This window comes from Thermoanaerobacterium xylanolyticum LX-11 (genome assembly GCF_000189775.2).
Taxonomy (GTDB): domain Bacteria; phylum Bacillota; class Thermoanaerobacteria; order Thermoanaerobacterales; family Thermoanaerobacteraceae; genus Thermoanaerobacterium; species Thermoanaerobacterium thermosulfurigenes.
On record NC_015555.1, the window covers coordinates 1,769,726 to 1,792,113 of the forward strand.

Sequence of the window (22,388 nt, forward strand, 5' to 3'; positions counted from 1 at the left end):
TTAACAATTATAAATTAATGTGTAAAATTCATCAACAGAAATAGAAAATATTGTGCTATCATTGAAATCTTCATTAAATGATAGCACAATACTATTCATCAATCAATCTCTGGACTTTTTAATGATTGCACCATATCGACTTTTTTAAGTTGGAGGTGCACTACGACGCTTACGAGAATAGAAAATCCCATTGTTATAAGTGCAGAATACAAGAAGCTCATCGGTTCAATATTTCTTCCAAACATCAATATATCAACTTCTACTGTGGACATGAGATACCTGTGAAGAAAGACACCCATCACAAACCCTAATAAAATTCCTATGATTGTCAAGATAAAATTCTCTCTCATGACGTACAGAGAAACTTCTTCATCGTAAAATCCCAAAACTTTCATCGTGGCAAGCTCTCTTATCCTTTCTGTTATATTGATATTTGTCAGATTGTAAAGAACCACAAAAGCAAGCGTACCTGCAGATACAATCAAGACTAATACCACCGACAGCAAGTTATTTACAACGTCCTGAAATGTCTTTTTAATAGATGATATAAAATTAACCGTCATTACAGCTTTTGATTTCAATATCTCTTGAGATATTTCATCTTCTTTTGTGCTTGAAGTGTCAGTAATCTTCGACAGTATCTCGTTTGATGTCATCTTCTTATTAAACACTTTCTCATACAAAGATGAGCTCATATAAACGTAATGCTGCAAATAATTTTCTGCTATGCCAATTACTCTCGCTTTTACTTTCCTGCCATCACCAATGTTTAAATAGATATAACCTCCACTCCTCACTCCAAGAATATTTGCAAGTTTTTCAGTTACTACAACTCCTTCGTCCGTCAATGGTATTTTATCACCAGTAGTTCTGCTTCTTAAGACTATAAAATCTTTAAATTTTTCCTTGTCGTCAGTGACGACTAAAATTGCGCTTTTTTTAACTTTACCTCTTGTAACGTCCACATTGGATTGACTAACCATGATGCTTTCTTTTATATTTTTGTCATTATTTATAGCATTTGTAAGCTCATTTAAATCTTCTTTAGAAGCGTCACTTTTAAAAGTCGTTATCATCTGATATTTGAAGATTTGATTGAACTGCTTAGAAACAATGATATTTATTGAGTCCCTTATTCCAAATCCAGTAAGCAGCAGTGCAGTACAACCACCTATACCTATTACGGTCATTAAAAATCTTCTTTTGTATCTAAATATATTTCTGGCAGTCACTTTCTGCATAAAATCAAGTCGAGACCAAATAAATCTCATATTTTCCAACAAAACCCTCTTACCTGCTATCGGCGCTTTAAGCCTCATTAATGATGCGGGAACTTCTTTTAAATCGTTAAATGACACCAATGCTGCAACGACCGTAGTAGACACAAGTGCAGCCAAAATTCCCACAAAAGCATAATATGAATTAAATTCTGTAATCACAGGTGGCAGTGTATACATCATCCCATAGGCATTGAAAATTATTCTCGGCAATATGTTAAAACCCAAAAGCAAACCTACAAATCCACCTAATATTGTTGCAACAGATGAATAAACGACAAATTTAAACATTATTGATAATCTACCATAACCTAAAGCTTTTAAAATCCCCATTTGCGTTCTCTGCTCTTCCACCATCCTGGTCATAGAAGTGAGGCTAACTAACGCTGCAACAAGAAAGAAGATAGTCGGAAATACATTTCCTAATGCTTTTATCCTGTCTGCTTCATCCCCATACTCTACATAACCTATATTAGATTTTCTATCTAATACATACCATACAGGCTTTTTTAAATCTTTAAGTTTCTCTTCCGAAGAAGCAATTTTGGCTTTGGCATCATTTATCTCATTATCAAATTCTGATTTATTAGCCTCATATTTCTTATAATTATCATTAAGCGTAAGGAAAGCATTATTCAACTGTTTTGCTGCGCTATCTATCTGCATTTGACCTTGAATCTTGGCTTTGCTTAAAGCTGATTCTTGTTCTTTTATGTTTTCCTGTGAAGCCGCCAATTGAGCTTTGGCACTTTCAAGCTGCGACTTCTTTTCATTTAACTGCACCATATTCTCATCTAATGCTTTTTTGTTTGCATTAAGTACATCTATTTGTTTTAATACACTTGCGATTTGCGCATTTAATTCATCTACCTTTGGTTTTAGTTGTTCTTTTAAAGATGGATTATTGTTTATCTCAGAATTCAATTGATTTAGGGAACCATTAAGCTCATCGTACATCGAATTTAATTTTTTTATGTTTTCATCATAATTTAATTCTTTTTCTTTTGCCTGAATCTCAGCTTCTGCATTGTTTAATTTCATTTCATTTTGTGATATATTTGCTTGAGCATTAGCAATCTGATTTTTTCCATCATCAAGTTTTTTCTGATTTAAAGCCATTTGCTCATTAAAACTGGCTTGTTTTTTGTTTAACTGGATTTGAGAATTTTGAAGTGTAATTTTTGTCTCATCAAGCTTTGCTTTAGCATCAGCCAATTCTTTGTTGTACTTAGCTTCTTTGTCTTCAAGAGCTTTTTTAGCATCGTCTATTTCCTTTTGAGCTTTACTTTTAATTTCTTCATATCTGATTTCGCTTCGAGTTTTACCTAATTTTATTAAATCATCTTTTACAGGACGAATAAAATTGTAGTATTCATCTGAAAATGTGGAAAATTTCTTTGCACCATCTACCAATACATCTATTTCAGTATACGCATCCATTGAAAAATCAGATTTAGGTACCATCATAAAAGCCTGTATCTGTCCATTTCCCACATTGCTGGAGCCTCTGTCTCTTGAGATGTAATAAGGCGTTTCAACTACACCTACTATCTTGTATTTTTTGTTTTTTATATTGTCTTGATTTTGAGAATCCAAATTTATAGTTACGGTATCGCCTATTGAAAATCCTAAGTCTTTAAGAAATTTTGTCTCCACCACACACTCAGAATTGTTTTCAGGAAATCTGCCTTCTAAAAGTTTAGGTTTATTTACATAACTCAAACTTCGCACTTATAAAAGTAGCTCTGTACCTTGATAATTCAATATTATTTGGCTATAAAATAGCATGAGACCTCCATTTTTGGTATAATTGAATTATCAAAAAATAAACCAATTGGAGGCTCATGCTATGAATAGTATAACACAAAATTACCAAATTGATAATAAGGTTTCTACTTCGATTAAAAGTTTCTTCAAAAAATATAGAATTTCGGCTGCTTTAAGGTTATCGAATGCTTACAAAAGCAAGGGTATTCCCGTTATTTCTATTTTCGAGTACTTATTCTGTATGATCTTTACCAATAGATCTATGTATATGAATATGCTAATGGGTACAAATCAGGTTGGTTTTAAGAAAGACACGGTTTACAGATTCTTAAACTCTATTCATATTAATTGGATTCGGTTTACCACTTGGCTTAGTGCACAGATTATAAATGAGACAATTACTGGGTTAACAAGTGACAAACGCGTAAATGTTCTTATTGTTGATGACTCTTTATTCGAACGCTCTAGCTCTAAAAAAGTAGAACTACTAGCAAAAGTATATGACCATGCTAAGAAAACATACAAATATGGCTTTCGCCTACTTACACTCGGATGGTCAGATGGAAATACTTTTATCCCAGTCAATGGATGTCTTTTATCTACTGAGAATCAAAAGAATCGTATCAATGAAGCTATACCTGTGGACAAGCGTTCCGCCGGGTATTTAAGAAGGAATCTATCCCAAACTAAAGCAACAGCCGTAGCTCTGGAATTAATAAAGACCGCTAAAAAAGCAATGATTCCAGCATCTTATGTATTGTTTGACACTTGGTTCTGTTCTCCCTCTTCTTTGATTGCTATTAAAGAAATAGGCTATGATGTTATTGCAATGGCAAAGAAAACATCAAAGATGCATTACCTATATAATGGAATAATGCAGCCGTTAACAGAAATATACAAGCAGAACAGAAAAAGAAGAGGCAGGTCTAGATACCTGTTATCCGTGGAAGTTTCCATTGAAAAAGACGGAAAATCTATTCCTGCTCGAATTGTATTTGTCAGAAACAGGAATAATCGAAAAGACTATCTGGCACTTATTACCACGGATATGAACCTTAACGAGGACGAAATCATTCGTATATACGGGAAGCGCTGGGATATAGAAGTCTTTTTCAAAGTGTGTAAATCATACTTGAAGCTCAGCAAGGAATGCAATTCATTATCTTACGATGCGATGACAGCACATACAGCAATCGTATTTACCAGATACATGATGCTTGCACTAGAGAACCGTCGATCATCAGATTTACGAACAATGGGAGAGATATTTTACTACATACAGGATGAAATGTCCGATATTACGCTGATTCAGGCTTTTCATCTACTTATGCAAGTATTCATAGATACAATAACAGATAAACTATCGTTATCTTCAGAACAGCTGGACCAATTACTTGATGCTTTTATGGCTGCGATTCCCAAAGAACTTAAGGAAAGACTTCCGAAGTGTGCATAATTGTGTAAATTACTATTACTTTTTTCTGGCAAAGCATTAAGTTTTCAAGGAACAGAGTAATTATTTATGTGCGAAGTTTTAGTACATAATTTTTATCATTCTTAATTTTAATTGGATCTACACTTATGACTTTTACTACAAATCCCTTATTATTTTTATCCACCACAGCATCAACTGTATAAAATGGATATGCTGATAGTACACCTTTTACAGATTTGATGCTATTCAAATCATCACTTGTAAGACCCATTGTAGATAAAATTTGTACATCAAACAAATTATAATCATCAGCGTATTTTGAGGCAGTAAGCTTCATGTCTTGGCTGGCTGCTTTTATTCCACCAAAAACACCTACTCCCATCAACACGATGAAAAACAATGATAAAAATCTTTTTCTCGTATTAGATATTTCTCTAAATATGTCTTTCAGCAAAGATTTTCCCATTTACCATTCTATCCTTTCTATAGGTACTGGAGAATCATTAATAGATATCTTATCGATGCTGCCATTTCTAAGGCTTATAACTTTATCTGCCATTGGCGCAATAGCTTTATTGTGAGTTATTATTATGATGGTCATTCCTAATCTCCTGCAGGTATCGTGCAGTAGCTTTAAAATTGCCCTACCAGTCTTATAATCTAATGCCCCTGTTGGCTCATCACATAATAACAACTTAGGGTTTTTAGCCAATGCTCTGGCTATGGCGACTCTTTGCTGCTCACCACCTGATAATTGCGAAGGAAAATTATTTAGCCTTTCAGAAAGTCCTACATCTCTAAGCACTTCTACAGGATCCATTGGATTATCGCAGATGTCTGTTGCCAATTCTACATTCTCTAAAGCAGTAAGATTTGGAACCAGATTGTAAAATTGAAACACGAACCCAATGTCCTTCCTGCGGTAAGTCGTCAACTGTCGCTGATTGTATTTGCTTATGTCATTTCCATCTACAATTATTTGTCCTTCATCACATATATCCATTCCACCAAGCACATTAAGAACTGTCGTCTTACCTGCACCACTCTCACCTACTATGACTGTAAATTCTCCTTTATCTATATTGAAACTTACTCCAGATACAGCAGTAATGGTTATTTCCCCCATCCTATACCTTTTTACAAGGTTTTTAACTTCTACAAAGCTTCCCATTAGCATCTACTCCCGTTTATATGATTAAACAACTGTTTAAAATATTTGTTTTAAGTTTAGCACAATAAGACTATTTAATCAATATTTTATGTCTAAAAAACAAAAAAATGACAATAGAACATTACCTTAAGATACTTTCTATTAAAAGCACTAAGTACTGTCTTAATTCTTCAGAATCGCTTATATTTAAAATGCTTTTTTCATCACCGTAAATACTTACTACAATGTGATTTATGACAGTACCCAAAATTCCTGAAAAAAGCTGAAGATATTTGAAATTTAAAATTCTACTGTCTTCTATTTTTGTTATATCTTTAATAATATTTTCAACTATCTTTTGTACTTCATCATTAAAATATATCTTTTTAATTATTACTGGATTATAACTTTTATCATCATGTGTCAGTTTAACAATTATAGAAATCAATGCCGGATATTTGTACATGTACTCTATTAAATTTAGTGCCCATTTAAAAAGTTTATCATGTGGCATCAAACTTGTGTCCAACAAAATATCATAACCTGATTTTAAAAGTTTCTCTGCATAATAATTCTCTACTTCTTTAAACAAGTTATTTTTATTGCCAAAATAGTAATTAATCGATGCAACATTGACACCGGCTTTTTCAGTAATCTCTCTGATTGTCGCCTCTCCTTTCATGCCAACTATGTCAATCGTCGCATTTAAAATCTTTTCTCTTGTTTCCAATTGTTCACCATTCATCAATATTCACTCTTTCCCTAAAATCTAAAAATATAGTATCATAATGTACAATTGTCATCAATATCTTATATAGCTTCAAATATTATTTTAAAATAAAGTAAAAGTTGTAAATCCATTTTTTATAATATGGACTTACAACTTTTTCTCATTGTCATTATATATTTATCCATTGTGTGTACTTAATCTTGTTCATTGTCTTGTTCACCGTACACATTGTTTGTCACTGTGTCATCAGAATTATAGACACCTTGCGATACAGTTTCATCTGTCTGTCCATAAACACTTTGCGATACTGTACTACCTTGTTGGCTTCCGTCTTCTATATCGACATCGCCTGTTTTATCGTCATAATTGATATTTACTCCAAGTGTTTCTGCTATAAATCTTATCGGCACAAAAGTCCTATTGCTTATTTCCATTGCTGGCATGCTTAAAGTCACTTCGCTGCCATTGACATACACTTTTGATCCATTTAAGTCAAATACAATTGTCGTACCACCTTTTGTTATAGTAACAGTATTTGTTGCAGCATCCCAATTTACATTTGCTCCTAAGCTTTCAACAACAGCTCTGACTGGAATAAGCATGGTACCGCTTTTGATTACAGGAGGAACATCAAACTTGATTTCTCTACCTTTTGCTCTGACTTTTCCATGATAAAACGTGTAATTTACTTCTTTACTTTTGCCAAAAGATACTTCTTCTCTACTTTCACTTTTTACAGTTATTGCACTTTCCTTCCTTAAAGCATTTCTGTGATTTTCCCTCGGTTTTGCCGCAACAAGCGATACAGAACTTATAACAATCGCCGCTGAAAGTGCAAATGCCACTATCTTTTTCACGCTATCACCTCCTCTAAAAGATATATCGATCGAAAAAATTATTTTTTAAACTACAAAACAATCATCCACTATATCATTTTAGTAATGACAATAGTGGATGATTGTCAATAAATGCTATTTTAATAGCTTCGTCTCACCAGAATCTATCTTCACTGCTTCACCGTCTACTCCAATCCATACAGGTATTGCTGATGGATTATATACAATGCTACCATCAGCGCTAAATTTTAAGCTTTTTAGTGCATTTATATAATTCACAATTTCAATATTTGTAGCATACCAAACATCTTCGTCAAATGATGCCATCTTGCAAAATTCTTCTATCAATTCCCAATTGCCATTTCTCTCAAACTCGAAGCTGTGTCCCCAAACATAGAATAAAGGCATCTGCTCCCACGCTGGCACATTTTTAAAGTCATTAAGCTTTTCTATTACATCCTGGTCATGGTGACACGTTGGATGCCATTCTAAAAAGTCATTTGGTATTCTAAAGCTTCTTGTAGAATTAACAGTCCTTGAATACTCAATTCCAAACGATTTAAGCTCTTTTGCCAACGCATGACTGTAATCGCCAAATGGATATGCCATACCTCGTACCTGATAGCCTACCAATGCCTCAAGATTCTTTCTATCTTCCATTATTTGATACACCAATTCTTCCTTTGATATTAAGGTAAGGTACGGGTGGTCTACTGTATGGACAGCAACTTCATGTCCTTCATATAGTTTCTTTATTTCTTCTTTTGATACATAAGGTTCAGAGTCAAACACACCTGAATTAAGATTGAACGTCCCTTTTATGCCGTATTTATTGAAGATCTCAACCAATTTTCTGTCGTAAACCTGTCCATCGTCATAGCTCATAGTCAATGCTTTTCTTTTGCCGTTAGGGTAATAATCAAAGCGTATTCTCACTTTCATTATCTCCTTTTAAAAATTTCTATACTAAGCAACCTCTGTATATAATTTTACCCTTTTACAGCTCCTACTACAAGGCTTTTTTGCACTTGCTCGCTAAGCAAAACATATATTAAAATTGTGGGAATCGTTGCGATTACAAGGCCAGCACCGATAGGTCCCCATTCTGTTTGATATTGTCCAGATAATGACATTATACCAACTGTCAATGTCTTTATGGCATCGCTGTTTATAAAAGTATTTGCAAACATAAGCTCGTTCCACGTCGACAAATAGGTAAAAATAGCTATTGTCGCTAATGCTGGCCTTATAAGCGGCAGTATGATGTAATAAAACGACTTATATATGCTGCATCCATCTAAAAAAGCAGATTCTTCAAGTTCTTTAGGTATCGTATAGAGAAATCCAGTCAAAATAAATATGCCCATCGGTATAGCAAATGCGACATAAGGTATCACTAACGATGCGTACGTGTTAAGCAAGTTCAAATCTTTTAATATTATAAAGAGTGGAAGCAGTGTAGCGTGTATAGGCACCATCATACCCATCAAAAATATGGTTAAAACCAACTTACTGTACTTCCATTTCATCCTTACAATGGCATAGGCACTTGTTGCAACTAAAATACTTGATATTACTATGGTCAAAATAGTGACAATAGAGCTATTTATAAAGTATCTGCCTACATTACCACTGGACAATGCTTCAGAATAGTTTGACCACTGCCATATGCGTGGAAAACCTAAAATATTGCCACCAAAAATTTCAGTATTGTTTTTAACAGAAAACAAAAATAGCCAAAACAATGGGTATACTTGTATTATAGCCCAGATAGCAAGCATAGCCTCCAATAGGTAAAAACCAATTTTTTTCACACCGCTTTTATTTTTCTTGTTTGCTACATTATCCATTTTCACACCACCTTTAATATGCTTCGTCTTTTCCAAATAGTTTTTGTATGATAACTGTTCCAATCAGTGATTCCAATATGATAAATATAGCCATAGCACTGCCATAACCATACTGATATCTGAAGAATATCATGTTGTACATAAGAGTCGACGGAACTTCACTGGCATGAAGCGGTCCACCATTTGTAAGAACATATATTAAATCAAAAGCTTTAAAGGATCCAATTACTGCAAATATAACGCAGACTTTTAATATAGGCTTCATGAGTGGTATTGTTATCCTGAAGGCTATCTGCGATTCTGTCGCACCATCGATTTTAGCAGCCTCGTATATATCTGTAGGTATTGACTTTGCAGATGCATACATCAGCAACATGTGATAGCCGATGTATTGCCATAGTATAGGTACAAAGACTGCACCAAGAGCCGTCTTAGTATTTCCCAGCCACTGATTCGTAAGTGATTCCAATCCTATTTTAGTCAAGATAAAATTCAAAAGTCCGTAGTTGGGATTGTATATCTTCATCCAAAGTTGTCCTATGACCACAGTAGACAAAATAACTGGTATGAAATAGACAGTCCTGTAAAATTTCTCACCTTTAATTCCCCTTGAAAGAATAAGAGCCAGCAATAGAGAAATAGGTAGCTGGATAAAAACAGATAACAAAGCTAATATAAATGAATTTTTCACTGAGATAATAAACCCATCTGTATTGTTTATAAATAGATTCTTGTAATTTTGAAGGCCAATAAATACTCCTTTGCTGAAACCGTCCCATTTTAGTAAACTGTAGTAAAATGAAAAAAATATGGGAAGCAGTACGATGACTAAAAAGACTAAAAATGCTGGAAATACAAAGAGGAATATAGCCTTTTTATCGCTTAAAATTTTTTCCATAGGAAACCTCCTAACAAAATTAATAAAGCAACATGTAAAATAGTATTATAGCTAAACAATTTCCTGCTAATTATCGCGTAATTAGCAGGAAATTGAAAATATCATTATTTTCCGTTTATCTTTTGTTGCATCTGTTTTGCATAGTCTTGAGGGGTAATCTGTTTTGCAAATAATTGTGCCACTAAATCTTTATGTGTCTGTGCTGCATCACCCATCAGGTACAGATCCCACGCTGGTACATTTCCTTTCGCATTAGCAACAATATTATTCATGATCTGTATTTCTAATGGATCGACTTTTGATTGATCTACATTATCGTATTTATACATTGGCAATCCTGCACCTATCAAATATTCCATGTCGGATAACTGTTTTGCAAGGTATTTCGCAGCTTTAACAGCTTCATCTTTATGCTTTGAATTTGCACTAACCATTAAAGCATCTGCACCACCACCGATGTACTCTGTAGGATCACCTTTGCCACCTTCAATTGTCGGAAATCTTACTGCTTCAATCTTGCCTTTTACAAGCGATGACGGATCTGAATCAAATGCTGCCGCATCGAAATTTCCTCCAAAGTACATAGCAGCCTTGCCTTGATTGAATTCTGCTGTCGCTTCATCCCTTGTAAGACCCATAAATCCAGGATCAAAAGCACCTGCATTAACCATGTCTTGAAGCTTTTGCGCTGCATCTACAAACGCTTGGTTGTCAAATGATGCCTTGCCATTTAAAGCATCTCTCGTAAGCTGCACACCGCCTTCACGAAGTGCTATCATATCGTAGTACCACATTCCAGGCCATTCATCTTTTTCACCAAGTGCAAATGGCGTTACGCCTTTCGACTTAAATGTCTTTATGGCGTCGATAAGTTCGCTAAAAGTTGTAGGAACCTTTACATTATATTTATCGAAAAGCTCTTTGTTTATATAGAGAACACTTGCCTGTTGATCGTAAACTAAACCATATATTTTTCCATCATACGTAACATTATCTAGTGCTCCTGGCAACATTTGATCCTTTGTGCCATCATTTAAATAACTATCTAATTGAAGAACTTTGCCTGATTCTACAAAAGGTTGTGAAAATCCCCCAGCCCATGTCTGGAAAATGTCTGGCGCTTCGTTTGCTGCTATTGCTGTCTTTATCTTCGTCTTGTAGGCATCATTTTCTGTCACGCTTTCTACGATCTGTACGTTTGGATTCTCTTTATTCCACTGATCAATGATCTCCTTAACTTTTGTCTTTGCAGGTTCACCAGTGAAGATGTTCCAATAAGTAAGCGTTATCTTTTCAGATGAACCAGATGACTTCGATGAATTAGAAGCATTGGAATTATTTGAGTTGTTTGAGCTAGTGCCACACGCTGATGCCGAAATAATCAGTACCACAGATAGCAAAACTAGCATGAGTTTTTTAAATCTTTTCATTGCTACGCATCCTTTCTAATTTGTTATTGTAATGTTTACATCTTTCATGTATATAATAAAACATCATCAAGCTTTATTGAATACAAATTTTTTACCACAATCTTTAATTTATTTACCTATTCATTTTTTTTACTTTTCATGCATATTTAAAATGCCGCAAAGCAGCTAAAATGCTTTGCGGTAGACTTCTTTACTTTCCATTGATTTTTTCTTGCATCTGTTTAGCATAATCCTGTGGTGTAATCTGTTTTGCAAATAATTGTGCTACTAAATCTTTATGTGTCTGTGCTTGATCTCCCTCAAGGTACAGATCCCATGCAAGAACGCTGTCTTTTGAATTTGCCACAATGTTATTCATTATCTGTATTTCTAAAGGATCGACTTTTGACTGATCTACACTATCGTACTTCCACGTTGGCAAAGCAGCTCCAACTTTATAAAACTCAAGAGACATATTTTCAGCTAAATATTTTGCAGCCTTTACAGCCTCATCTTTATATTTAGTATTAGCATTTACAAGTAAAACATCGCTGCCACCGCCAATGTATTCAGTCGGATCTCCCTTGCCTCCCTCAATGGTAGGAAATCTTACGGCTTCTACTTTACCTTTAACTAATGAAGAATCTACTTCAAATGAAGCTGCATCAAAATTCCCTCCAAAGTACATAGCAGCCTTGCCTTGATTGAATTCTGCTGTTGCTTCATCTCTCGTAAGACCCATGACACCTTGGTCAAACGCACCAGCATTTACCATCTCCTGTAGTTTTTCTGCCGCATCAACAAATGCCTGATCTTCAAAAGAAGCTTTTCCATTTAATGCATCCCTGGAAAGCTGTGCACCAGCTTCACGGAGTGCTATCATGTCATAGTACCACATTCCAGGCCATTCATCTTTTTCACCCAAAGCAAATGGTGTAATTCCTTTTGACTTAAATGTCTTTATAGCATCTATCAACTCGCTAAATGTTGTAGGTATCTTTACATTGTACTTGTCAAAAAGCTCTTTGTTTACATAAAGCACACTGGCTTGCTGAGCAAAAGTCAGTCCGTAAACCTTTCCATTGTACGTAATATTATTAAGTGCGCCAGGTAACATCTTATCTTTTGTTCCATCGTTTAAATAATCATCCAAAGGCAAAATCTTTCCTGCATCCACAAATGGCTTTGAAAATCCTCCACCCCAAGCATATATAATATCAGGAGCTTCATTTGCTGCTATTGCAGTCTTTATCTTCGTCTTATACGCATCATTCTCAGTTATGCTCTGCTCTATCTGCACATTTGGATTTTCTTGATTCCATTTGTCTACTATATTTTTAACTATGGTCTTTTGCGGGTCGTTGGTGAATATATTCCAAAATGTAAGCGTTATCTTTTGAGTTGCACCAGATGAATTTGAAGACTTAGAAGCATTAGAATTACTTGGACCTTTTGAACTCGTGCCACATGCTGATGTACTGACTATCAACATAATTGACAGTAAAACCAGCATGATTTTTTTTAACACCTTCATGCCTCCACATCCTTTCTATTACTTTTATTAAATTGTTTACAATAATATAATAAAACACCATATATTTAGAATGAATATAAATTTTTTACCACAATCTTAAATATTTTTACTTTTTAATGCAAGGATAGCACATCGTCAAATACGACAAAAAAGCACCTTAATATTAAGTTAGTCTTATATGCATAATTTATTGACTTATCTAACGTATGAGAGTAAATTTTATTTATAAACAATTACATTTCATTGGAGGGATTATAATGAGCATAAATACTTCAGATGAATTAAAACACCGCAAAGGAATCGCCAAAATAAGATTAACTAAAAAAGATGGTTCACCTATAAAAAACGCAGAAGTTACTGTATCTCAGGTGAAGCATAAATTCTTATTTGGATGTGGAGCATTCGATTCTCTTCCTCTTGCTAATGACGAATTGAAAGAAAACGATAAAGAGAAAATTGAAGATCGGTTTGAAAAATTTTTTGATATATTTAACTATGCCACAATTCCCTTTTATTGGGGCAGATTTGAACCTGAAAAAGGAAAGCCAGATACAAATAGACTTAAAAAAGCCTCAGAGTGGCTTGTATCAAAAGGTTGTCTTGTAAAAGGTCATCCGCTTTGCTGGCATACCGTAACTGCACCTTGGCTTTTGGATATGACCAATGAAGATATATTAAAAGCTCAACTTGAACGCATAAACCGTGAAGTAAGTGATTTTAAAGGATTAGTTGATATATGGGATGTAATAAATGAAGTCGTAATCATGCCTATTTTTGATAAGTACGACAATGGAATAACCAGGATATGCAAAGAATTAGGCCGCATTCGCCTCGTGAAGGAAGTTTTTAGTGAAGCAAAAAAAGCTAATCCAGAAGCAGTTCTCCTTATAAATGACTTTAATACATCAATTTCATACGAAATACTCATAGAAGGATGCCTTGAAGCTGGAATCCCTATTGATGCCATAGGAATTCAGTCACACATGCATCAAGGATATTGGGGAGTTGAGAAGACTTTAGAAGTACTTGAGAGATTTTCCCATTTCAACATCCCATTGCATTTTACAGAAAATACATTGTTATCAGGGCATTTGATGCCACCCGACATAGAGGACTTAAATGACTACCAGATAAGTGATTGGCCGTCAACACCTGATGGTGAAGAACGACAAGCAATGGAGGTCATAAAGCATTATAAGACTCTCTTTTCGCATCCAATGGTAGAATCAATTACATGGTGGAATTTCTGTGATGAAAATGCATGGCTTGGTGCACCTGCAGGTCTTCTTAGACGTGACAATTCATGCAAACCATCATATTACGAATTAAAAAAACTTATAAAAGACGAATGGTGGACACATACTACACGTATTATCACAAGCAATACAGGCGAATTTGAATTTACAGGTTTTTTAGGCGAATACGAATTAGATATTGATGATAGAAAATTCAATTTTAACCTTGACAAAAACAGCACATTGATAGAAATCACTTTATAAACAAATAAGGTAAAAGGCAGAAGGAACTCACTCCCTCTGCCTTTATTTTTTACTTACAGACTATTTGTTTTCTCTAATAAGCCATATATGATAGCCGCTGCTTCTGCTCTCGTAGCTACACCTTTAGGTACAAACACATTGTTAGGTTCTCCATTTACTATTCCTAATTTCGCTGCATTTGCTACTACATTCCTTGCCCAGTCGCTTATGGATTTGTCATCGCTAAATGATGTCGCACCTATGTTTTCTTCTTTGTACTGTGTCAGCATCTCGTATGCTCTCATTGCTATTGCTGTCATCTCTTCTCTTGTTATATTGTCATTTGGCCTTGCGTTCTTTCCGTCACCTTCTATTATTCCTGCTTTGTATGCTGCTTCTATTGCGTTTGCATACCAGTCTCCGCTCTTAACATCACTAAATTCTCCATTGTATGTTTCTTCTTTTATGTTTAAAAGCCTCAGTATCATTGCTGTGAATTCTGCTCTCGTTACTGTCTTATTGGGTTCATACTGAGTGTCTGTCATTCCTTCTACTATATGCCTTGATGCTAATACTTCTATTACGTCTTTCGCCCAATTGTCTTTTATATCATTAAACGTCACATCTTTTTTAAGGGCGCCAGATGACTTACCTGTTAACATCAAATTACCAAAACCTGAAGTATCTTGCCATGAATTTCCGCTTGGATCACACCATGTGACAACGCCTGTCCTCTTGCCATTTTCATCTGCATCATTAACTTGCAAATCAAATCCTATTATAGTGCCATTTGATGGCGTGATACTGGTCCAAGGAATAGCTTCTTCTACAATATATCCACTTTGTGTAAGACTAGTTGCCGATTTAAAACCATTTGAATTAGTGCTTCCCCCAAAGCTTTGTTCATTGTCATAATTAACTCTATATTGACCGTCATCATTCTCATAATAAGTCGTCTTATCATTGTTCTGATCTACAAAAACTTCTACAGAATCTTGTTCGTATGGATTGACACTAGATTTGTTCAGATTTGGATCTGTAACAACCGCCAAAACATAAAGATATTTATCGTCCCACATCATCTTTGCTGTCGCAGTAGCACCATTTGAGCCCAAAACCCATGTATTTGTTGAAATAGGTTCAACATTATTCCAAATATCGTCTACTTTGCCATCAATAACAGGAGTGCCATATATAGCTGTTGCGATTTGTGCAGATTTTGACAATACAATATCACCAAAATATGATGTATTAGTATTTTGACTATTTGTATAATCATTCCAAACTGTTATTGCATCTATATTGCCTTTATCATCATTTATTCTAATGTCAAACCCAATTTTATCATTAACTGCAGGATTAATATCTTCAATTGGAATGGCTATCTGTGCTACATATCCGTCAGCATTAGATGTCACATATTTGGTAATATCTGAACTCTCTGTACCATCCCTTTTAATTGTATAATGTTCATCATCAGTTTCATAAGAAGTAGATTTATTATCATTCTTATCTACAAAAATTTCTATACCATCATTACTAGATGGAGTATTGTCTGAAACTTGTACTAACAAATATAAGTTTTTAGTATCCCACATAGACTTAACAGTAGCAGTTGCTCCGACAGTTCCTTCTACATAAGTATTTACATACAATGGTTTAACAAGTTTCCAAGAACTATCAACATTTGCACCAATCGTAGGTGAACCTTCTAAAGCTTTCGCAGATTGAATATCGGGTATAGCTTTGCTTGGATCTACTACTGCCCAGAATGCCGGTTTTGCTTGTAACTTTGAATCAAAAAGCAGTGGAGCATTTGGCTTACTAAGCCAAGTTACATCATCTGAAACTCCCCAAAAAACCACAGCAGTTATATATTGTTTTTCTGCTTTAAATAAATCAAACAATTGTTTATACAATCTCGCTTGCTTGAGCAGTGCTTCATTAGATACATTACCATTCATATCCATATCTAATTCAGTTACCTGTATTTCCACACCTAATGATGCAAGTTTTTCTATAGAAGCTTTTATATTATCTATATTTGAATTTATATTTATGTGCATTTGCATGCCTATTCCACTTATCGGCACACCTTCACTTTTTAACTTTCTCACTAAGTCATACATTGCCTGTGTTTTAACACCATTATTTTCGATATTGTAATCATTAATAAACAATTTCATAGATGGATCTGCTTCATGTGCATATTCAAAAGCTTTTTCTATATAATCAGGTCCTATAATTTGTAACCACTTAGAATTTCTTAAATTGCCATTATCATCAAGAACTTCATTTACAACATCCCATCCAATTATTGGATTCTGAGAACCATATTTTGTTTTAAAATGGTCTAACACAGTTGTTATGTGGGTCTTTAATCTTTGAAGCAGTAAATCCCTTGAAGCTGGTTTAGACGGATCAGATGGGTCCTGGAAAAACCAATCCGGAACCTGATTATGCCAAAGCAATGTATGACCTCTCATCTTCATATTATGTGCTATTGCATAATCAACAATCTTATCTGCATTATCAAAAGTAAAGTTTCCTTCTGTAGGCTGTAAACTTTCTGGTTTCATGGCATTTTCTGCAACAAGCATATTAAAATGTTTAGCCGTCAATTGAGCATGCGGATCCGTATCATTTAATCTACTTGGATCAACCGCAACGCCTATAGGAAAATAGTCTTTAAATACAGAGTACAAATCTGGAATGTCATTTTGAATAGTAATCTGATTATTTGCAATTTCACCTATTACAGAAAAATCATCAATGTAAAACTCTAAAGTAGGATTTTGAGATTCTACATAGATGCTAATGCTGTTGTAATCTGCAACAGGTAAAGTAAAACTGCCTTTTATTTCTGTCCATTCGCCTTTACTTACATCTGCAAAATCATCAACTTGTATATAATTATCTTTGTCAGAAGTCGCTTTAACAGTAGCCTTAATTTGCTCTGTATCATTACCATCAATAAATTTCACCCAAAAATCAACATTGTATTGCTGTCCTGGAACTACTTTGCCAGTCAAATCATAACTAGGACCATTCCAATTAGCTGTCCTCCCTGTCGTCAATAAGCTATATTCTCCGCTATGAGCTACTCCATATACTGCTTTAACAACAGATGAACCTGTTCCAACCCATCCAGAAGTATTTCCATTTTCAAAAGTTCCATTGGCAATTACATTCCCTACTTGTATTGGATTTTGTGGTGTCACTACAACATCATCAATATAGTATTCCAGCGTTGGATCTGGTGATTCCACGTACATATATAATGTTTTTAATGTTCCAGTATAATCCAGCGTATAAGTCCCATTTATAGTAGTCCATGAATCTTCAGAAACTTGTTTTTGCCAAGCTATTGTATCATAATGCTTGCCATTGTCATCTTCTCTAAACATAGTTACAGTAATCAAAGGATTAGACGAATTTTGTCCGGAAACAAGTCTAACTTTAAGCGATATATTGTATGATTCACCTTTCTGCATTTTTCCTAAAAAGCTATATGCAGGTCCTTCATATGTCTGCGTCCTACCAGTAACTTTCATACTATATTGCCCAATTGCTTGCTCAGTCGTTACTTCTAATGTTGGATTTCCCTGTTTTGTCCATCCATCTAAAGTCCCATTTTCAAAATCACCGTTGGAAACTAAATTAGTGCTGGTGTTGTCCGCAAACACTTTTACATGTGGCATGTATATTGACGTCCCTAAAATCATTATAAAAACTGTAATAAATGATACAACTTTATTTATTTTTAAGCTCATTTTTTTACCTCCCGGTAATTAAATTAATATTAAAATTTAAACTGCTATTCAAAAATTTATCACCTCACAATCAAATATCTATTTCTCTAAAAAAGATTAGTATTTTCAAATAATCACCCCTTTCACGCATATAATTCTCAAATATTCAAATAACAAATTCTAACCCTTAACACTGCCAATAGTTAAACCCTTTACAAAATACTTCTGTAAGAATGGATATACAATCATAATTGGAACTATTGCTACTATTGTCATAGCAGCTCTTATGCTTTCAGGAGTAACTGTATTAGAGTTATTTCTCAGTCCCATATCAAAAGATGCTTGTTGTGTAAACTGCTGAGTCGACTGCAAAACTTTCTGCAATTCATATTGCAATGTGCTTAAATTGGGATTCATGGAACAAAAAAGCATTGTATCAAACCACGAGTTCCATTGTCCAACTGCAACAAAAAGTGTTATCGTCGCTAATACTGGTACACTAAGCGGAAATATGATAGAGAATATTATCCTTAATTCGCTGGCTCCATCTAATTTCGCCGATTCGATGAGACTGGCTGGCAGACCATCTATATAGCTTCTTACAACCATTATATTCCACGCACTTACTATCCCTGGCAAGATGTATACCAAAAAATTGTTCATAAGATGTAAGTCTCTGATTAACAAGTAATATGGTATTAAGCCACTCGAAAAATACATGGAGTACGTAAAAATCTTCGAGACAATTCCTCTTAAGACAAAATCTCTTCTGCTTATGGCATATGCGACTATTATGCTGGCAAGTACATTTAAAGCGGAACCTATAATAGCTCTCAATGCTGAGATGATTGTCGCATTATAAATCTCAGAATCGCTTAAAATTGATACATAATTAAAGGTCGTAAATTTTCTTGGAAATAAATAAATTCCACCTCTCACTGTATCTATAGCATCATTAAATGAAACTGCTAATACATGTATGAATGGATACAGTGTGACTATTATTACGATCGTAAGCAAAATATAATTTATTGTGTCAAATACAATATCTTCTGTGCTCAACCTTATTTTATTATTTCTAGCCACTTTATAACCTCCTGAAATTTCGTGAATTAGATTTAAAATGCACTTTCTCCGCTAAGTGTTTTCGATATTCTATTTGCTAATGTAACCATTGCTAAAGAAACTACTGAGTTAAATATACCTGCTGCTGTCGCAAATGAAAATCTCCCCATCGGTATACCATAATTGTATACATACAATTCCAATGTCTGTGAATAGTCTATGACCATAGGATTTGACAACAGAAATACTTGTTCAAATCCGGCATTTAATATCCACCCTGCATTTAATATTAAAAGTATTTTTATGGTTGGCACTATGGACGGTAATGTTATAGAGAAAATTCTTCTTATCCTACCGGCTCCGTCAATACTCGCTGCCTCGTATAACTCACTGTCTATAGCAGTCATTGCCGCCAGATATATTATTGAATTCCATCCTACTTCTTTCCACATATCGGATAGTGCCATTAACGGCCAGAAAAGATGTGGAACTCCTATGAAATTAATCGATTGCTTTATAATGTGAAGTTTTAAAAACAGCTGATTTACCACTCCATTTGGTGATAGGACATCAAGGACAATACTTGCAGCAACAACCCATGAGACGAAATGTGGTAAATATGAAATGGTTTGTACCGTCCTTTTAAACTTCACATTTCTAACTTCATTTATTAAAACAGCCAATGTTATTGAGGAAAAAAATCCAAGAAAATATTTTAAAATGCTTATTCCTAACGTGTTTCGTATTGACTGATAAAAAGTAGGATCTTCAAACAGCATTTTAAAGTTTTCAAGTCCAACCCAAGGAGATTTGTTTATTCCAAAGGCAGGATTAAAATTTTTAAATGCTATTATCCATCCCCACAACGGAACATAGCTAAATATAATAAGCAATACAAGAAACGGCAATACAATAAATACTAGTTCTTTTTGTTGAGCTAGTTTTTTGTAAAATTTTTTTCTCTTATCTCTTTTACTATTTACCATTTTTTCTTCTGATAAAACTTCCACTCTAGCATCTGTAAAGGCCATGTTCAATCCTCCAAATAATATTTTAAGTGTAATGAAGTACGATTTTCGTACTTCATTACAGAATTTTTTAACTATGTTGTTCTTTATTTAGTACCCCAATGTTGTATTCTCCAATCAATTTGCTGCTGGATATATGGCACTTCAAGGTCGTAATGAGCTTTCTGCATTTCAGAAACGTACTCTTTCCAAATGCTTTCAAATTGATCTGGTTTTGCTGGTATCATTTGTGCTACATATTTTCTTGTAAGGTCAGATGCTTTTTGATTTGCAATCTTTATCTGTTGTTCGCTGTCTGGTATGCTTATATCGTATACAAAGCCATAAGGTGTCTCTATTGGTGGTGCCATCATTTGCGATAAATTGGTTATATTATATGCTTTTAATACTTCTTGTTCGTATGGTTTGTATGAACTTGCTATATATTCTGGAGTATCTTGAGGTGATGCAAAGTTGCCATCAGCAAGTTTTACACCGTCATTTGGATGTGGGAAATACCAATACTGTCCAATTCCTTCTTGTTTAGTATAATTGTTATCTTTGTATTGAGTCAATTGTTCTGGTGTCATATACATCTTTCCATCTTTTACTGAATAATCTTTGCCTTCTATTCCCCAGTTTTCAAGCTTCAAAGCTCCATCACTGCACATAGCATCTAAGAATTTGAATGCAGCAACAGGATCTTTGCAGCTCTTTGTTATAACAATACCTGCACTATTGCCTGTCATATTCATACTATTATAGTCTTCTTTTGTAACACCATCAAAGGTTACAGGCAAAGCAAAAGGAACTCTGTCATAAAGTTTTTGCTGCTCAAGCGAATTGATAGCATTTTGGATATCCCATCTTTGATCGTAGAATCCTAAAACTCTTCCTGATGAAATCAAAGATAGATATGAATCATAATTTCTAGTAAACATCTGTTTGTCGAGTATGCCTTTATTCCATTCTTCGTTCAACTTCTTATAGTAATCATGTGCCCATTGGCTTATTGCAAATGGATGTGCTTTATTGTTGTCATCCACCCATACATCACCTGTATTTGCATTTCCAGCTAAATAACTTGGAACACCAGTTAATGTGAATATCTTCCAGCTATCAGTTAGAGCAGTAAATCCTACTACTGGCTGCCCATTATACGTTGGATGCTTTTTTACGTAATCTTCAATGATATTAAAATACTGATCTAACGTTAATTTTTTAGGCCATCCAGCTTCCCTTAAAACCTCTAATGGAAGATAGAAACCAGAGTATGGATATAGATATAATGTTTTTCTCGCTGGTGTTAAGTAATAGATATGTCCATCTTTTGGGTCTTTCATCTTATTTAAGTCTTCTTGGGAATACCATCTTTTTATGTTTGTGCCGTATTTGTCAATCAAATCGTCAAGAGGTACCAGATCATTAGCTTCTCTAAAAAGTTCAAATGTGTTATTACTTGCCACAATTAAATCAGGCAAATCGCCACCACTTATCATAAGTGTCGCTTTTGATGTTTCATCTGTACCAACAAGATAACTTACTTGTAAATTTACACCTGTTAATTCAGAAAGCTTTTTCCAGACAGGTGTTTTTGTATAGTCATATGGTGTAGCTGTTGATGTGTCATAAAAAAGTGTGAATGTCTTCATCTGTTTAGTGTTATTGCTATTATCGGATGTGTTTTTACTTGTATTATTGCTGGTTGTTTTTGTGTTGCTGCAGCCTGTCAAAAGCGCCGAGATAACCATTACAATAGCCAGAATTAAAATAAATAATTTTTTCCCTTTCATCATTTCTCCTCCCATAAAATGTTAAATAACTCTAAAAATATCAAAGACATGCCTTATAATACCACCACCTCCGTATAGAACAAATATATTTTTATACATGAGTAGAAAATATTTTTAAATCAAACAAGTGTTTAAATAAAGTTAACATATCTACTCATATATACTATCATTTTGTACTTAACGTTTACTAATCCGCCAAATATTAGTTGTGCTGAATACAAACGAATCTAAAAGAAATTAAATAAAACAAATGAATATAAAGGAATAAAAATTAATTATTGTTAATACTTGTTTTTATTTCTAACTCTTACTTATAAGAAAATTATATATCAAAATTTTTTTAATAAAATAGAATTTTTTTACCTGATTCTTTAATTTTTTTACTTTGTCTAATCAACAAATAAACC

General features: G+C 34.2%; 16 protein-coding genes. 2 read left to right on the plus strand and 14 right to left on the minus strand.

Annotated features, from left to right (window positions below; genetic code table 11):
* Nucleotides 1-98: 98 nt before the first annotated feature.
* Nucleotides 99-2,999, minus strand: a complete 2,901-nt coding sequence (locus THEXY_RS08755) for an ABC transporter permease (RefSeq protein WP_049781460.1) — start codon at nt 2,997-2,999, stop codon at nt 99-101.
* A gap of 127 nt (nt 3,000-3,126) precedes the next feature.
* Between THEXY_RS08755 and THEXY_RS08760 the strand changes: the two genes are divergently transcribed.
* Nucleotides 3,127-4,500, plus strand: a complete 1,374-nt coding sequence (locus THEXY_RS08760; protein WP_013787204.1) for an IS4 family transposase — start codon at nt 3,127-3,129, stop codon at nt 4,498-4,500.
* A gap of 64 nt (nt 4,501-4,564) precedes the next feature.
* Here THEXY_RS08760 and THEXY_RS08765 read toward each other — a convergent pair whose 3' ends face one another.
* The 9 genes from THEXY_RS08765 to THEXY_RS08805 all read right to left on the minus strand — a co-directional run bounded on the left by THEXY_RS08765 (nt 4,565) and on the right by THEXY_RS08805 (nt 12,886).
* Nucleotides 4,565-4,945, minus strand: coding sequence for a hypothetical protein (locus THEXY_RS08765; protein WP_041592110.1), 381 nt, complete (start codon nt 4,943-4,945; stop codon nt 4,565-4,567).
* Entirely contained in the window at nt 4,946-5,650 is a 705-nt protein-coding gene (locus THEXY_RS08770) for an ABC transporter ATP-binding protein (RefSeq protein ID WP_013788482.1), read from the minus strand. It lies immediately after the preceding gene.
* 121 nt (nt 5,651-5,771) lie between these two features.
* Nucleotides 5,772-6,374, minus strand: a complete 603-nt coding sequence (locus THEXY_RS08775; RefSeq protein ID WP_013788483.1) for a TetR/AcrR family transcriptional regulator — start codon at nt 6,372-6,374, stop codon at nt 5,772-5,774.
* 179 nt (nt 6,375-6,553) lie between these two features.
* Nucleotides 6,554-7,216, minus strand: a complete 663-nt coding sequence (locus THEXY_RS08780) for a copper amine oxidase N-terminal domain-containing protein (RefSeq protein WP_013788484.1) — start codon at nt 7,214-7,216, stop codon at nt 6,554-6,556.
* 114 nt (nt 7,217-7,330) lie between these two features.
* Entirely contained in the window at nt 7,331-8,131 is an 801-nt protein-coding gene (locus THEXY_RS08785) for a polysaccharide deacetylase family protein (protein ID WP_013788485.1), read from the minus strand.
* Between the two features lie 53 nt (nt 8,132-8,184).
* Nucleotides 8,185-9,045, minus strand: a complete 861-nt coding sequence (locus tag THEXY_RS08790; RefSeq protein ID WP_013788486.1) for a carbohydrate ABC transporter permease — start codon at nt 9,043-9,045, stop codon at nt 8,185-8,187.
* A gap of 13 nt (nt 9,046-9,058) precedes the next feature.
* Nucleotides 9,059-9,943 carry a carbohydrate ABC transporter permease gene (locus tag THEXY_RS08795; RefSeq protein ID WP_013788487.1) on the minus strand — a complete coding sequence of 295 codons (885 nt, stop codon included), beginning with the start codon at nt 9,941-9,943 and terminating at the stop codon, nt 9,059-9,061.
* 104 nt (nt 9,944-10,047) lie between these two features.
* Entirely contained in the window at nt 10,048-11,373 is a 1,326-nt protein-coding gene (locus THEXY_RS08800) for a sugar ABC transporter substrate-binding protein (protein ID WP_013788488.1), read from the minus strand.
* Nucleotides 11,374-11,563: 190 nt separating this feature from the next.
* Complete coding sequence (locus tag THEXY_RS08805; protein WP_041592112.1) at nt 11,564-12,886, minus strand: sugar ABC transporter substrate-binding protein; 1,323 nt, start codon at nt 12,884-12,886, stop codon at nt 11,564-11,566.
* A gap of 257 nt (nt 12,887-13,143) precedes the next feature.
* On the opposite strand from THEXY_RS08805, the gene THEXY_RS08810 reads away from it, so the two are divergent.
* On the plus strand, nt 13,144-14,385 hold the full coding sequence (locus tag THEXY_RS08810) for an endo-1,4-beta-xylanase (RefSeq protein WP_013788490.1): 1,242 nt from the start codon (nt 13,144-13,146) through the stop codon (nt 14,383-14,385).
* A 53-nt stretch (nt 14,386-14,438) separates the two neighbouring features.
* On the opposite strand, the gene THEXY_RS08815 is transcribed toward THEXY_RS08810, so the two are convergent.
* The 4 genes from THEXY_RS08815 to THEXY_RS08830 form a co-directional block, all read right to left on the minus strand.
* Nucleotides 14,439-18,137 (minus strand): endo-1,4-beta-xylanase, encoded by a 3,699-nt coding sequence (locus THEXY_RS08815; protein WP_013788491.1) that lies wholly within the window; start codon nt 18,135-18,137, stop codon nt 14,439-14,441.
* 159 nt (nt 18,138-18,296) lie between these two features.
* Nucleotides 18,297-19,202: a carbohydrate ABC transporter permease gene (locus THEXY_RS08820; protein WP_013788492.1), complete on the minus strand. Its 906-nt coding sequence runs from the start codon at nt 19,200-19,202 to the stop codon at nt 18,297-18,299.
* A gap of 32 nt (nt 19,203-19,234) precedes the next feature.
* Nucleotides 19,235-20,212, minus strand: coding sequence for an ABC transporter permease (locus THEXY_RS08825; protein WP_013788493.1), 978 nt, complete (start codon nt 20,210-20,212; stop codon nt 19,235-19,237).
* An 83-nt stretch (nt 20,213-20,295) separates the two neighbouring features.
* Nucleotides 20,296-21,981 (minus strand): ABC transporter substrate-binding protein, encoded by a 1,686-nt coding sequence (locus THEXY_RS08830; RefSeq protein WP_013788494.1) that lies wholly within the window; start codon nt 21,979-21,981, stop codon nt 20,296-20,298.
* Nucleotides 21,982-22,388: the final 407 nt, after the last annotated feature.

Excerpts from the sequence above, each read along its gene's own strand:
- THEXY_RS08760 (WP_013787204.1), top strand. The coding sequence starts at position 3,127 with ATGAATAGTATAACACAAAATTACCAAATTGATAATAAGGTTTCTACT.
- THEXY_RS08765 (WP_041592110.1), bottom strand. The coding sequence starts at position 4,945 with ATGGGAAAATCTTTGCTGAAAGACATATTTAGAGAAATATCTAATACG.
- THEXY_RS08770 (WP_013788482.1), bottom strand. The coding sequence starts at position 5,650 with ATGGGAAGCTTTGTAGAAGTTAAAAACCTTGTAAAAAGGTATAGGATG.
- THEXY_RS08775 (WP_013788483.1), bottom strand. The coding sequence starts at position 6,374 with ATGAATGGTGAACAATTGGAAACAAGAGAAAAGATTTTAAATGCGACG.
- THEXY_RS08790 (WP_013788486.1), bottom strand. The coding sequence starts at position 9,045 with ATGGATAATGTAGCAAACAAGAAAAATAAAAGCGGTGTGAAAAAAATT.
- THEXY_RS08795 (WP_013788487.1), bottom strand. The coding sequence starts at position 9,943 with ATGGAAAAAATTTTAAGCGATAAAAAGGCTATATTCCTCTTTGTATTT.
- THEXY_RS08800 (WP_013788488.1), bottom strand. The coding sequence starts at position 11,373 with ATGAAAAGATTTAAAAAACTCATGCTAGTTTTGCTATCTGTGGTACTG.
- THEXY_RS08805 (WP_041592112.1), bottom strand. The coding sequence starts at position 12,886 with ATGAAGGTGTTAAAAAAAATCATGCTGGTTTTACTGTCAATTATGTTG.
- THEXY_RS08810 (WP_013788490.1), top strand. The coding sequence starts at position 13,144 with ATGAGCATAAATACTTCAGATGAATTAAAACACCGCAAAGGAATCGCC.
- THEXY_RS08815 (WP_013788491.1), bottom strand. The coding sequence starts at position 18,137 with ATGAGCTTAAAAATAAATAAAGTTGTATCATTTATTACAGTTTTTATA.
- THEXY_RS08825 (WP_013788493.1), bottom strand. The coding sequence starts at position 20,212 with ATGGCCTTTACAGATGCTAGAGTGGAAGTTTTATCAGAAGAAAAAATG.
- THEXY_RS08830 (WP_013788494.1), bottom strand. The coding sequence starts at position 21,981 with ATGAAAGGGAAAAAATTATTTATTTTAATTCTGGCTATTGTAATGGTT.